15 protein-coding genes are annotated in these 13,173 nt (G+C 47.8%); 10 read left to right on the forward strand and 5 right to left on the reverse strand.

Translation table 11 applies throughout. The features are described from left to right. Positions 1–118: 118 nt before the first annotated feature. Both ACOMG9_RS20605 and trmL read left to right on the forward strand, forming a co-directional pair. Entirely contained in the window at positions 119–1,141 is a 1,023-nt protein-coding gene (locus ACOMG9_RS20605; RefSeq protein WP_494529321.1) for a hypothetical protein, read from the forward strand. A 591-nt stretch (positions 1,142–1,732) separates the two neighbouring features. Further along, complete coding sequence (trmL, locus tag ACOMG9_RS20610; protein WP_494529322.1) at positions 1,733–2,197, forward strand: tRNA (uridine(34)/cytosine(34)/5-carboxymethylaminomethyluridine(34)-2'-O)-methyltransferase TrmL; 465 nt, start codon at positions 1,733–1,735, stop codon at positions 2,195–2,197. A gap of 85 nt (positions 2,198–2,282) precedes the next feature. Here the strand turns inward: trmL and secB are convergent, their stop codons facing one another. The 3 genes from secB to ACOMG9_RS20625 form a co-directional block, all read right to left on the reverse strand. After that, positions 2,283–2,747, reverse strand: a complete 465-nt coding sequence (secB, locus tag ACOMG9_RS20615; protein ID WP_422135315.1) for a protein-export chaperone SecB — start codon at positions 2,745–2,747, stop codon at positions 2,283–2,285. A gap of 138 nt (positions 2,748–2,885) precedes the next feature. Next, a complete protein-coding gene (gene grxC, locus ACOMG9_RS20620; protein WP_422135316.1) occupies positions 2,886–3,137 on the reverse strand; it encodes a glutaredoxin 3 in 252 nt (83 codons plus the stop codon). A gap of 65 nt (positions 3,138–3,202) precedes the next feature. Further along, the gene (locus tag ACOMG9_RS20625; RefSeq protein WP_494529323.1) at positions 3,203–3,619 is read right to left on the reverse strand and encodes a rhodanese-like domain-containing protein; all 417 of its coding nucleotides are present in this window, start codon (positions 3,617–3,619) and stop codon (positions 3,203–3,205) included. Between the two features lie 445 nt (positions 3,620–4,064). Between ACOMG9_RS20625 and gpmM the strand changes: the two genes are divergently transcribed. Continuing rightward, positions 4,065–5,594: a 2,3-bisphosphoglycerate-independent phosphoglycerate mutase gene (gene gpmM / locus ACOMG9_RS20630; protein ID WP_448218261.1), complete on the forward strand. Its 1,530-nt coding sequence runs from the start codon at positions 4,065–4,067 to the stop codon at positions 5,592–5,594. 61 nt (positions 5,595–5,655) lie between these two features. Here the strand turns inward: gpmM and bamJ are convergent, their stop codons facing one another. Then, positions 5,656–6,276, reverse strand: coding sequence for a BamJ family beta-barrel-assembly machinery protein (gene bamJ / locus ACOMG9_RS20635; protein WP_448218666.1), 621 nt, complete (start codon positions 6,274–6,276; stop codon positions 5,656–5,658). A 228-nt stretch (positions 6,277–6,504) separates the two neighbouring features. On the opposite strand from bamJ, the gene ACOMG9_RS20640 reads away from it, so the two are divergent. The 5 genes from ACOMG9_RS20640 (at position 6,505) to ACOMG9_RS20660 (ending at position 9,498) form a co-directional block, all read left to right on the forward strand. Continuing rightward, the gene (locus ACOMG9_RS20640; protein WP_448218262.1) at positions 6,505–7,944 is read left to right on the forward strand and encodes a hypothetical protein; all 1,440 of its coding nucleotides are present in this window, start codon (positions 6,505–6,507) and stop codon (positions 7,942–7,944) included. A gap of 156 nt (positions 7,945–8,100) precedes the next feature. Beyond that, the gene (locus ACOMG9_RS20645; RefSeq protein ID WP_448218263.1) at positions 8,101–8,382 is read left to right on the forward strand and encodes a type II toxin-antitoxin system RelE/ParE family toxin; all 282 of its coding nucleotides are present in this window, start codon (positions 8,101–8,103) and stop codon (positions 8,380–8,382) included. A gap of 10 nt (positions 8,383–8,392) precedes the next feature. Further along, complete coding sequence (locus ACOMG9_RS20650) at positions 8,393–8,698, forward strand: HigA family addiction module antitoxin (RefSeq protein ID WP_422410935.1); 306 nt, start codon at positions 8,393–8,395, stop codon at positions 8,696–8,698. Between the two features lie 319 nt (positions 8,699–9,017). Further along, positions 9,018–9,251: an RH3 domain-containing protein gene (locus ACOMG9_RS20655; protein ID WP_448218264.1), complete on the forward strand. Its 234-nt coding sequence runs from the start codon at positions 9,018–9,020 to the stop codon at positions 9,249–9,251. Beyond that, complete coding sequence (locus tag ACOMG9_RS20660; RefSeq protein WP_494529324.1) at positions 9,238–9,498, forward strand: type II toxin-antitoxin system RelE family toxin; 261 nt, start codon at positions 9,238–9,240, stop codon at positions 9,496–9,498. The genes ACOMG9_RS20655 and ACOMG9_RS20660 overlap by 14 nt, the downstream gene beginning before the upstream one ends. Before the next feature lie 135 nt (positions 9,499–9,633). Here the strand turns inward: ACOMG9_RS20660 and ACOMG9_RS20665 are convergent, their stop codons facing one another. Continuing rightward, positions 9,634–9,834 carry a hypothetical protein gene (locus ACOMG9_RS20665; RefSeq protein WP_448218266.1) on the reverse strand — a complete coding sequence of 67 codons (201 nt, stop codon included), beginning with the start codon at positions 9,832–9,834 and terminating at the stop codon, positions 9,634–9,636. A 136-nt stretch (positions 9,835–9,970) separates the two neighbouring features. Here ACOMG9_RS20665 and ACOMG9_RS20670 point away from each other — a divergent pair, with 136 nt between their 5' ends. Both ACOMG9_RS20670 and ACOMG9_RS20675 read left to right on the forward strand, forming a co-directional pair. After that, entirely contained in the window at positions 9,971–11,434 is a 1,464-nt protein-coding gene (locus tag ACOMG9_RS20670; protein ID WP_448218267.1) for a hypothetical protein, read from the forward strand. A gap of 262 nt (positions 11,435–11,696) precedes the next feature. Beyond that, entirely contained in the window at positions 11,697–13,142 is a 1,446-nt protein-coding gene (locus tag ACOMG9_RS20675; protein WP_448218268.1) for a hypothetical protein, read from the forward strand. Positions 13,143–13,173: the final 31 nt, after the last annotated feature.

The raw sequence follows: 13,173 nt of genomic DNA on the forward strand, positions 1-13,173 counted from the left end.
CGGACTTGAGATTGTCCTTCGCGGTAAGTGAGGAAGATGAGCGCAAACACACTATAAAATGAACTTTTTCCCGGTGAGGAACTCAGAATGAATATGATTTATTTAAAGGGAGTCGATAATGGATCCACTAACCACTACACAGCAGCAATCGGGCCTGAGTACTGTCTCACCTGAAAACAAGCCCTCTGCTGACATTGAATCGTCAAAGTACCTTCCTGACGCCAGTAACGCAGAAACTGGCAGTGAAACATCTCTTGTAAGCCGAAAAACAGAGCTGGCTCCTGAAAGCCTGTTGAAGGGTGCTCCTTTACCTTTGTACGTAAGTAAGTTTGCTAAAGACAATATGCTGCTTCCTGCTGTATTGAACACACCTGCGACTTCCTCCTTACTCAGGCCACTGGTTCAGTCACAGCAAACCGGTCAGCTGCCTAAGTTGACAGCGGCTTTATCTACGGCCGGCTGGGCTCCAGCCATAGCCCGCACTGTTACTCGTTACGCGATTGCCGATACGGTTCGAACAGTATCTGCGCAATTGCTTTATGGCGTGTCTTCTACAATGGAGCTGCCTGAAGACACCCAGGGTAAAGCTAATTTTGCAGTCAACGGCACTACTGCCACACTAATGACAGTAGCCAGCCAGCCTTTTGCAGTGATGCAAATTAAACAGCAGATGAGTGATCGCAATGTAAAAAAAGCTCAGGAATCTAAAACTATTCTGCAACGGGGTTTCAAAAGAACGCTAACATCGCATTTTCGAGGAGTTACAAGCAATTGCCTTTCCGCTCTGCTGATGTTTTCGATGGATTCAATGGACAGGCAGCAGGTAAAACGACGGGATGAAGGGAAGCTTGGTGATTTTGAAATGAGGGCAACACAGTTTGGTGTGGGTGCAACAGTGGGTTTTATCAATAATATTCTCAAAACCCACGCCAATGGCCGGATACTGGGCAAAACCCATCAGGAGATTTTCAGACAACTGGCTGCCACTGCCGCTAAAAACCCTAAGGTTTTTGTTGCCCAGTTAGCTTATGCAACGGCCATGGGAGGTGTCTCCAATCTGATGTGGAGCGGCACTCTTCAGGCACTGACTGCTGCCCATGAAAAGGTTGCTGGACATTACGCTTCGAAAGATGAAAGCTGACTGTTCCAGATGTCCCTGTCGGCGGCATTTCCGGTATTCCGGCAGTCGCTGATAATCCTTGTTGTGAGACAGGTTGATCAACGCCCGCACTTCCTCCGGGGTGAGGTGAGCTGGATTGAGCATACATTTTATTGAACACGCCAGAAAAGCAACACTTGTTAAGAAAACCCTGTAAAACCCCCGGAAAAATAGTATTATCCCGACAGATTTATAAGGGCAAGAAATTTTCTTTCGGCCCTGACAAGCTTTACTAATATTAATTGTGTAGCTTCCAAGGCAGAGCAGTATTCGAAGCGTGTATCAGCAAACCCTCAGGAAATTTAAAGAGGCTTCTGAAGATGAATCTGTCACCTTACGACCAATGCCGCTGCGATGAAAAACAATGTAGCGTCGGACGCAGCTGTAACATTGTTGCTCTCCTGTTAACCATGGTTCTGATCTCAGGTCTGGCTCAGGCTTCTGTCTGAAAGGTTAACAACCGTTTCTGTATCCATCGCCTTTAAAGATGTAGTGATGGGTATAGATTCACTCACAACCCAAGCTAAAAGCCTTATAATTCCACCTCGATGTACTGAATCAGTTCCCGCGAGCATGCTTGATATCGTTCTCTACCAGCCAGAAATTCCTCCCAATACAGGGAATATCATCCGACTCTGTGCCAATACAGGTTTTCGCCTGCATCTGATCAGGCCTTTGGGTTTTGATCTTGATGATCAGCGTCTGAAAAGGGCCGGGCTGGATTACCATGAGTACGCCAATTTGCAGATTCATGATCACTATCAGGACTTTCTTCAAACAGTGAAACCCAAAAGAGTTCTGGCTTTGAGCACCAAAGGTACCACCCGCTACTCGGAACATGCCTTTGAACCCGGAGATGCCTTGATGTTCGGCCCGGAAACCAGAGGCCTGCCAGCCGATATTTTGAATAGCCTGCCAAAGGATCAGGTACTGCGTTTACCGATGTTGCCTGAAAGCAGAAGCCTGAACCTATCCAATACTGTGGCCGTTATGGTTTACGAGGCCTGGAAGCAGCTGGAATTTATTGGGGGTGAGTGAGAGAAGAGTGTGCCGGTCAACGCCCGGCACTATCTACTTATGAGCTATCTATTTATGAGCTATCTATTTATAAGCTATCAGTCCGTCAGTTAACGGTAGCTTCCTGCTGTTCACGCGCCTGCAGGTAGAGGGCGTCAAAATTGACAGGTGCCAGCATCAGCGGAGGGAAGCTGCCACGCAGAACCAGGTTATCAATGGCTTCACGTGCGTATGGAAACAGAATGTTCGGGCAGAAAGCACCCAGAGTGCGGTGCAATTCCTCATCACCCAATCCTTTGATGAGGAAAACTCCCGCCTGCTGAACTTCAGCCAGGAAAGCCGTTTCTTTCTCTTCTTCAGTGCCGTTCTGGACAGTAATGGTCAGAGACAGCACGACTTCATACATGTCATCGTGCAGCAGACGGTTAGTGGTGTTCAGGTCCAGCTTAACTTCTGGCTGCCACTGCGCCTGAAACATTTCCGGAGACTTTGGCGATTCAAAGGACAGGTCCTTTACGTAAATACGCTGCAGCGCAAACTGCGCCTGATCTTGCTGCTGATTCTCAGCCATTATCTTTTCCTTAAAAACATCGGTTCTAAATTCGCTTCCCACTTATTAGTGGGGATAAAAATACCAGTATCAAGTCTGGTAACCAGCTACTTTCAAAAACGGGCTCGATCCCATGAAGCTTCAGGATACGAGTCCATTTTACTTCAGCAAGTCGTCCAGTCTGCCAGCAGATTCCAGAGCATACAGGTCATCACACCCCCCCACGTGGGTGTCGCCAATCCATATCTGGGGAACTGTGCGCGCACCTGCCTTGCGTGTCATTTCCTGACGGACATCGGGCTTACCGTCGACGCTGATAGTCTGGTAGCTGACCCCTTTGCTGTCCAGCAGCCTGAGCGCCTGATGGCAAAAGGGGCAATAAGCAGAAATATAAAGGGTAACCTGAGCCATCTGTTTTCCATTGTTGCTGACAATGATTCACTCGTCTATCCGGGAGTGAATCATTCTCTGTTAATCTACTTCTTAACCAGAGGGAGACTATCGGCCGTCCAGGTGCCAATACCACCTTTCAGTCGTACAACCTGCTCAAACCCGGCGTCTTTCAATTGCTTGCCAACGCTACCAGCATGCTGCCCCATGGCATCGACGATAACAATCGGCTTGTCTTTGTGTTTGTTCAGCTCGCCGATACGCTCAGCCACTTTGCCATAGGGCATGCTCACGGCATCAACGATATGACCTTTGCTAAAGTCGGTTTTTTCCCTGACGTCAAGTACTATAGCCCCCTGGTGGTTAATCAGCTGAGTCACTTCCTGAGAACCGACGCTCTGTCCGCCCTTACGCATCTCGGTAAAGAGCAGTGCACACACCAGAGCCACCAGAGAACCCACCAGCAGAGGGTGATTGCCTATAAATTCAATAATCTGTTCCATACCGAACCAGTACTAATATGCCTTAACGAGGGGAAAACAGCTTACTGTCTCTCTATTTAAGGAGAGAACCGTGCCAGTTTTCGTAATTATTTTCCTTGAGGCGACAAGTATACAGGCTGCTAAACAGAGTTACGACTGTGTGAACTAAAAGTGCTCGCTAGTAAATGTCAGCATAACAGGTTGTGTATACCCCTCTGAAAGCAGAGAAAATCAGGCTTTGGCGAAAACAATTGTTCTATTCTGCAAATTGTGAATTTCTATCTATCTGTCTCTGGAAACCAGCCGTAAAGCAGGTAGAATTCAAGGCCTTCACCTCTCAAAACAGTCCTGAGCCAAAAATGCTGCTCAACCCGGTTTCTGAGAATAGCTGCAACGTTTGTAAAAGCAGTATTTCAAAGACACTATTTTGATCACCATTTTGGCCTTTATGCCCAAGGTTTGATCCATGACTGACAAGCGCAAAACCACCGCCCTGATCATCCTCGATGGTTACGGTTACCGAAAAGAACCTGATTCCAACGCTATCCTGGCTGCCAATACACCGGTCATGGACCGACTCCAGAAGGAGCATCCTTTCAGTTTTGTCTCAGGCTCCGGTATGGATGTGGGCCTGCCCGATGGTCAGATGGGTAATAGCGAAGTCGGCCACATGAACCTCGGTGCCGGTCGGGTGGTTTACCAGGACTTTACCCGTATTACAAAGTCCATTAAGGACGGTGACTTCTTCGAGAATAAAGCATTTACAGACACTATCGACAAAGCTGTCTCAGCAGGAAAAGCGGTTCACATCATGGGACTGTTATCTCCTGGCGGTGTTCACAGTCACGAAGATCATATCAACGCCATGGTGGAACTGGCTGCCAAACGAGGCGCCAAAGAAGTCTATGTTCACGCATTTCTGGATGGCCGCGATACGCCACCACGCAGCGCCGAAGCTTCTCTGGCAAAAGCCGACGCTCTCCTGAAGGAAAAAGGTATTGGCAGAGTGGCCAGCCTGATCGGTCGCTATTACGCAATGGATCGTGATAACCGCTGGGAACGAGTCCGGGAAGCCTATGACCTGATGACTCTGGGCAAAGCAGACTTTTCTGCCAAAACTGCTGTAGAAGGACTGCATGCGGCTTATGAGCGTGATGAGAACGACGAATTTGTAAAAGCTACCACCCTTGGTGAAAGCCCGGCCACCATCAATGACGGTGATGCGGCTCTGTTCATGAACTTCCGTGCCGACAGGGCCCGTGAAATCACCCGAGCCTTTGTAGAAAAAGATTTTGACGGTTTCCCACGCTCCAAACAGCCCGCAATGGCCGGATTCGTGATGCTGACTCAGTATGCTGCCAACATCGATACGATCTGTGCCTACCCACCGTCAGAACTCCCTAATACTTTGGGTGAATACATAGAAAAGCTGGGTAAAACACAGCTGCGTATTGCCGAGACTGAAAAATATGCCCACGTCACCTTCTTCTTCAGTGGCGGCAGGGAAGAGCCTTACAAAGGAGAAGAAAGAGTTCTGGTTGCTTCACCCAAAGTAGCCACCTACGACCTCAAGCCTGAAATGAGCGCTCCGGAAGTGACTGAAAAACTGGTCGCTGAAATCAAGAGCGGCAAGCATGACCTGATTGTCTGCAATTACGCTAACTGCGACATGGTGGGTCATACCGGCGTTTTTGATGCCGCTGTGAAAGCCGTGGAAGCCGTCGATCAAGCCATTGGCAGAGTTATTGCCGCGCTGGATGAAACCGGTGGTCAGTGTCTGATTACCGCCGACCACGGTAACGCTGAGCAGATGGTTAACCCTAAAACCGGTCAGGCTCACACAGCCCACACCTGCGAGCTGGTCCCTCTCGTTTACTTTGGACCCAAAGCCATTGACTTGAAAGACGGTATTTTATCTGACATTGCCCCTACCCTGCTGGACCTGATGGGTCTCGAGCAACCTGAAGAGATGACCGGTAAGTCGCTGGTGGGCTGATCCTTCCAGAATATTGGCAAAACAGGACTGGAAGCAGGACGCTGCCAGTCCAAAGCTGTTGTCAGGAAACAGCCAGCAGCTCAACTTCAAAGACCAGAGTTGCATAAGGGCCAATAGCACCACCTGCACCCTGGGTACCGTAAGCCAGATTGTATGGAATAAACAGTTTCCATTTGGAGCCGACGGTCATCAGCTGCAGGGCTTCTGTCCAGCCTGCAATAACGCCGTTAACAGGGAATTCGATAGGCTCACCGCGATCAACAGAACTGTCAAACACAGAACCGTTGAGCAAAGTACCATGGTAGTGAGTGCGAACAGTGGAGTTGGGTCCCGGCTTTTCGCCATTCTCATCACCGGCTACCAGCACTTCGTACTGCAGGCCTGATTCAGTAACAGTAACCTCCTCACGCTTGGCATTTTCAGCCAGGAACTTTTCACCCTCAGCAGACAGCTCCTTGGCTTTCTCGGCTTCCCTGGCCTGGATGCGCTGATGCATTTCATTGAACGCTTCCTGCAGAGCAGAATGCTCAACGGCACTTGGAGCCCCATTCAGGGAGTCAGCCAGACCGGCCAGAACGGCATCGATGGACAGACCTTCAACAGGATTGCTGGCCAGCTGGTCGCCCATTTGACGGCCAATACCATAGCTTACGCGCTCTTCGACACTTGTATATTCGGACATTGAATTATTCACTTTGGGTGAAACAGGTGTAAGCGATTCACATCGCTCAAGCTGACGCCACAAGCCTGCCTTTTCAGTATTCTTACGGCGAAAGGAAGCCATTGTACCACGAACCTGCCCGACTTAAGACTTAAAACCATAAAACAAGAATGTCGACAACAGCGGAACTAAAAGCCTGAAACTCCCGTCCAATCTTCGAGTCTTTAATAATTTTATAAGGAGTAACTCATGATTATCAGGAAAGTGACTATTTTGTTCGTGGCCGTGTTATCCATAAGCTTCAGTGCCATCCTCCAGGCTCAGGAAGAACTGGTCTATGTACTCTGGAGCCTGGATTCCCGTGCCGAAATGTATCTGGTTCAGCGTCTGGACAATGACAAACCCAGAGTTCTGGTCTCAATCAAGCGGGACATGTACATCGACGATGCGTATCTGGACCATGTTGGGAACATTGCTTACAAACGAACCCGCAGCGACATGGAGAGCGGTAATTATGACCCCTCTAGAAACGCTGTGGCTGTGGCCAGAAAAATGGCTCGGGAAATGCTTGCACAGCAGAAGCCGGTATTGGCCCAAAAGGGAATAGACCCTGCAAAAACACCCGCTTCGCTCCTCTATGCTGTGGCTGGCTTTGATGCCGCCACGTCCAAAGAAGGAGATTTACTGCAGGTCTTCTATGACCCACAGGATGTTATCGTCGTTCAGGAACATGCAGAAAAAGCCATTAAGGAAACCTTTCGGAGTAGCGGAATAGCTCTGACAGACATCAGGACTACCCACCATACCGCATTGATCGGGGAAGCTATGAAACTGATGAACGCAGAAGATGAGCTGTTCGTTTTTAAAACCACCCACGATGTGTTGTGTTCTATGGAACAGGGCGAGTTAAAAACCGTTGATATGAAAATGCTCTACAGGGATGACATAGAGCGTGCCGCTAAAACCCTTAGCATGCCAATGATCGCTGCCAAACTGCCCCTTCCCAGTGGCAGCGTTCACAGTATCGGGGCCTTCGCCAGTGACGAGTTTTTTGCCAATGCCGAAACAACATATTGCGAAGACACTTATACGGCATGTAAGGCAAAGCAGACACAATGGAAAGAGAAACTGGCACAATCAGAAGAATCTATCTCTCTCCAACAGTACCGGGAGATGGATTCAGAATTATCAGCCTGCGACGCCGATTTAAAGGCCTGTCTGATAGAACAGAGACTGATACTAAGCCGCCAGTATCTGAAACAACAAATTGATCCAGAGGCGTCAGACACTGAGTTCTTTGACCGCTATTCGCAACGCAAGAGAAATAATGAGCTGGGCTACAAAATCCTGATGCTCAGACTGCAGGATGCAAAAGCGCCAACAGCTCTCAAAATGTGGTATGTTGCTCAAATGAAAGACAACATGATACCCACTCTGAGACAGATAAAGAAACGCGCTGCAAACATGATTGCCAAAGCGACAGAAAAGGGAATATCCAATCCACCCAATGTCTACTTTCTTGGGGAGTACGCCGAAATCATCGAGATTGATTTTGTCAATGCCTTGTTCAGAGAGTTCCTTGAGAATTTGGGGCTGACATACTCCTACATCAACAAGCAGGAGACTGATCAATTGATAGCGGCTGGAGCTCTGAGGATTATCGACTCACTCCGTCAGGCTAATCGCTGAGCCCGATAAGCGGGAGAGGTGCTATGAAGCTCTTCCGCGTTATTCCATTCGAGTCAGTTTTCTTTCCCTGTCCAAAGCCCATAATCTGAGTCTTAATGCTTTTGACACCATTCTGGTTACACTCTAAACTGTCACCAATATGGTTACGGTGATTTCATGGCAATACAGACATTTCTTCACAAAGGTTTGGAAGATTATTTTTACGATGGCACAACCAAAGGGATAACCCCGAAACATAAGAATCGTATAGCCCGATTGCTAGATATTCTTGATCAGGCAAAGAAACCGCATGATATGAGAATTCCAGGCTTCAACTTTCACAAGCTGGAGCCAAAAACAGCAGGTCGTTATTCGGTCCATGTAAACGGGCCTTGGTGCATCACCTTTGAGTTTGAAGGGCAGGATGCAATCAGAGTTGATTATGAGCAGTACCACTGAGGAAAAAATTATGTCCAAGAGAATCAGAAGTAGAAAGCCGACCCATCCCGGTCAGATTGTAAAAATGGATGTGCTTGAGCCTTTGAATCTTTCGGTCACAGAAGCGGCAAAAGTTCTGAATGTTTCCAGAAAGCACTTATCCGCTTTCGTGAACGAACGAATACCATGCAGTAAGGATATGGCCAAGCGGTTGGCTATTGCTCTGGGTACCTCTGTAGATGTATGGCTCGGAATGCAAAATGCTCTGGATATTTGGGAAATGGAAAACAGTGATGATGAGTGCTATCAGGCCGTCGGAAAACTGGCTACCGGCTGAAACAAATTCTGCACAGTCATCCACATTACTACAAACTTCAGCTCTATGTTTTACGAGCCAAGTGTTTCTGATCCCTGCTGCTTATTCCAGGCTTGCGAATTCATTCCGGTGGGCTTCAGATGACGTTTCGAGTAAATCTGACGTAAAAGTAATTTTGCAGGCCGGACATCCCGAGAGGGATAAGGAATCGAACTCATAACAACCGCGTCCAGTCTTTCAGGATTACCGCACAGTCTCCCGGACTGGGTTCCGGGAACCTGTCATTATACTTATTCAGTAGTTATAATGACAAAACGTTAATACAACAAAGGTGTTGGATATGGCCACATTGACCAAGAGGGCTACGGTCTATCTAGACCCGGCAGTTCATCAGGCTTTAAAGATGAGAGCAGCCAGTTCTGAGACCTCTATCTCAGACCTGGTTAATGAGGCTGTAAAGCGCCTTATGAGCGAGGATAGGGAAGACCTTAAAGCCTTTGATGATAGAGCTGGAGAGCCTGAAATTACTTATGAGAATTTATTGGAGCAGTTAAAGGCTGATGGCACTCTATAAGATCACGTTTAAGCCGTCGGTAGCGAAGGACTTAAAGGGGCTACCACGCAAGGATGTAGAGCGCATTATCAAGCGTATTGATGCACTGAAAGAAACGCCCCGGGGGCAAGGTTGTGAAAAGCTCTCAGGCAAAGAGCGCTACAGAGTCCGGCAAGGGGTCTACCGCATCCTCTATGAAATTAGAGACAGCGAGCTTGTGGTGACCGTGGTGAAGGTAGGCCACCGATCAGCGGTCTACCGAGCATGACTGGATGTTGCTGCTTGCAAACAAAAACCATTTTGCCTGCAAAATTACTTTCACGCCATAAAATAACTATAACTGATTGATTTTCCCTGTGATCATGGAAATCGAGTAGAGTCGAAAACCTCCTGCTCAGAGTTATTATTCCACTCTCAACACGACAATTGTTTCTCGACTGCTGTTGTCAGGAGACAGCCAGCAGTTCATTACGCGCTCTTCGACACTTGTATATTCGGACATTGGATTATTCACTTTGGGTGAAACAGGTGTAAGCGATTCACATCGCTCAAGCTGACGCCACAAGCCTGCCTTTTCAGTATTCTTACGGCGAAAGGAAGCCATTGTACCACGAACCTGCCCGACTTCAGACTTAAAACCATAAGTGTTGGTAAAACAAAAATGTCGACAACGGGGGAACTAAAAGCCTGAAACTTCTGTCTGAACTTCGAGTCTTTAGCAATTTTAAAAGGAGTAACTCATGATTATCAGGAAAGTGCCTATTTTGTTCGTGGCCGTGTTATCCATAAGTTTCAGTGCTATCCTCCAGGCTCAGGAAGAGCTGGTCTATGTACTCTGGAGCCTGGATTCCCGTGCCGAAATGTATCTGGTTCAGCGTCTGGACAATGAAAAACCCAGAGTTCTGGTCTCGATCAAGCGGGACATGTACATCGACGATGCGTATCTGGACCATGTTGGGAACATTGCTTACAAACGAAGCCGCACCGACATGATGAGGGGGGATTATGACCCCTCCCGAAGCGCTGTGGCTGTGGCCAGAAAAATGGCCCGGGAAATGCTTGCAGAGCAGAAGCCGGTATTGGCCCAAAAGGGGATAGACCCTGCAAAAACACCCATTTCGTTCCTCTATGCAGTGGCTGGCTTTGATGCCGCTACGGCCAAAGAAGGAGATCTACGACACATATTCTATGACCCACAGGATGCTATCGTCGTTCAGGAACATGCAGAAAAAGCCATTAAGGAAACCTTTCAGAGTAGCGGAATAGCTCTGACAGACATCAGGACTACCCATCATACCGCATTGATCGGGGAAGCTATGAAACTGATGAACGCAGAAGATGAGCTGTTCGTTTTTAAAACCACCTACGATGTGGTCTGTTCTATGGAGCAGGGCGAGTTAAAAGCCCTCGATATGAAAATGCTGTACAGTGATGACTTGGAGCGTGCCGCTGAAACCCCTGGCATGCCAATGATGATTCCCAAACCCGTTCCCAGTGGCAGCGTTCACAGCATCGGGGCTTACGCCAGTGACGAGCTTTTTGCCAATACCGAAACAACAATAACATCTTGCAAAGACACTCTAACGGCATGTAAGACAAAGCAGACGCAATGGAAAGAGAAACTGGCACAATGGAAAGAGAAACTGGCACAATCGGAAGAACCTATCTCTCCCCAACAGTATCAGGAGATGGATTCAGAATTATCTGCCTGCGACGCCGATGTAAAGACCTGTCTGGGAGAAGTGGATCTGCTGCTAGGCCACAAGTATCTAAAACTACACATTGATCCAGAGGCGTCAGACACTGAGTTCTTTGACCGCTATTCGCAACGCAAGAGAAATAATGAGCTGGGCTACAAAATCCTGATGCTCAGACTGCAGGATGCAAAAGCGCCAACAGCTCTCAAAATGTGGTATGTTGCTCAAATGAAAGACAACATGATACCCACTCTGAGACAGATAAAGAAACGCGCTGCAAACATGATTGCCAAAGCGGCAAAAAAGGGAATGTCCAATCCGCCCAATGTCTACTTTCTTGGGGAGTACGCCGAAATCATCGAGATTGATTTTGTCAATGCCTTGTTCAGAGAGTTCCTTGAGAATTTGGGGCTGACATACTCCTACATCAACAAGCAGGAGACTGATCAATTGATAGCGGCTGGAGCTCTGAGGGTTATCGACTCACTCCGTCAGGCTAATCACTGAGCCCGATAAGCGGGAGAGGTGCTATAACGCCCTTCCGCGTTATTCCATTTGAGTCAGTTTTCTTTCCCTGTCCAAAGCCCATAATCTGAGTCTTAATGCTTTTGTTCACTACCCCCCCCCGATGGGTTGTACCACGAACCTGCCCGACTTCAGACTTAACACCATAGGTATTGATAAAACAAGAATATCGACAACAAAGGAACTAAAAGCCTGAAATTCCTGTCTAAACTTTGAGTCTTTATGAATTTGTAAGGAGTAATTCATGATTATCAGAAAAGTACCTATTCTGTTCGTGGCCCTGTTTTCCATAAGCTTCAGTGCCATCCTCCAGGCTCAGGAAGAGCTGGTCTATGTACTCTGGAGCTTGAATTCCCGTGCCGAAATGTACCTGGTTCAGCGTCTGGACAATGACAAACCCAGAGTTCTGGTCTCGATCAAGCGGGACATGAGTATCGACGAAGCGTATCTGGATCATGTTGGGAACATTGCTTCCAAACGAACCCGCACCGACATGAAGAGCGGTGATTATGACCCCTCACGAAACGCTGTGGCTGTGGCCAGAAAAATGTCCCGGGAAATGCTTGCAGAGCAGAAGCCGGTATTGGCCAAAAAGGGCATAGATCCTGCAAAAACACCGGTTTCGTTCCTCTATGCAGTAGCTGGCTTTGATGCCGCCACGACCAAAGAAGGAGATTTACTTTACACCTTCTTTAACCCACAGGATGTCATCGAGATTCAGAAACAGGCAGAAACTGCCATTAAGGAAACCTTTCAGGATAGCGGAATAGCTCTGACAGACATCAGGACTACCCGCGATACCGCATTGATCGGGGAAGCTATGAAACTGATGAACGCTGAAGATGAGCTGTTCGTTTTTAAAACCACCTACGATCTGGTGTGCTCCATGGAGCAGGGAACCTTAAAAACCGTTGATATGAAAATGTTCTATAGAGATAGCAAAGAGGATTTCAGAGATAGTTTCAAGATGCCAGTAATGAGGGTTCCCAAGCCACGCAAGCCCCCCAAATCCGTTCCCAGTGGCAGCGTTCACAGCATCGGAGCCTTCGCCAGTGACGAGTTTTTTATCAATACCGAAACAGATTGCAAAGACAATTTACAGACATGTCGGGCAAAGATGAAACGATGGGAAGAATACAAGTCTGAACAACAGTTCCAGGAGATTACTTCAGATGCATATGCTTGTCTTGAAGGAACAAAAACCTGTATGGAAGAGCTGAAACTGAGATCAAATAAGAACGCTGCCTACTTCTATCTGAAGCAAAATATTGATTCAGAGGCATCAAGCCCGGAGTTCTTTGACCGCTACTCCCAACGCAAAAGAAAAAATGAGCTGGGCCATAGAATCCTGTTACTCAGACTACAGGATTCAGAAGCACCAGTGGCTCTCAAAGAGTGGTATGTTGACCATATGAAAGCCACCATGGAACCCACTCTGAGAGAGATACAGAAACGTGCTGCAGGCATGATCGCCAAAGCGGAAGAAAAGGGGAAATCCAATCAGCCCCATGTTTACTTTCTGGGAGAGTACGCCGAAATCAACGAGATTGATTTTGTCAATGCCTTATTCAGAGAACGCTTTAAGGAATGGGGGCTGACTTACTCCTACATCAACAAGCAGGAGACTGATCAATTGATAGCGGCTGGGGCCCTGAGGGTTATGCACTCACTCCGTCAGGCTAATCACTGAGACCGATAAGCGGGAGAGGTGCTATAAAGCT

It is taken from the genome of Endozoicomonas sp. PH6C (assembly GCF_059322965.1).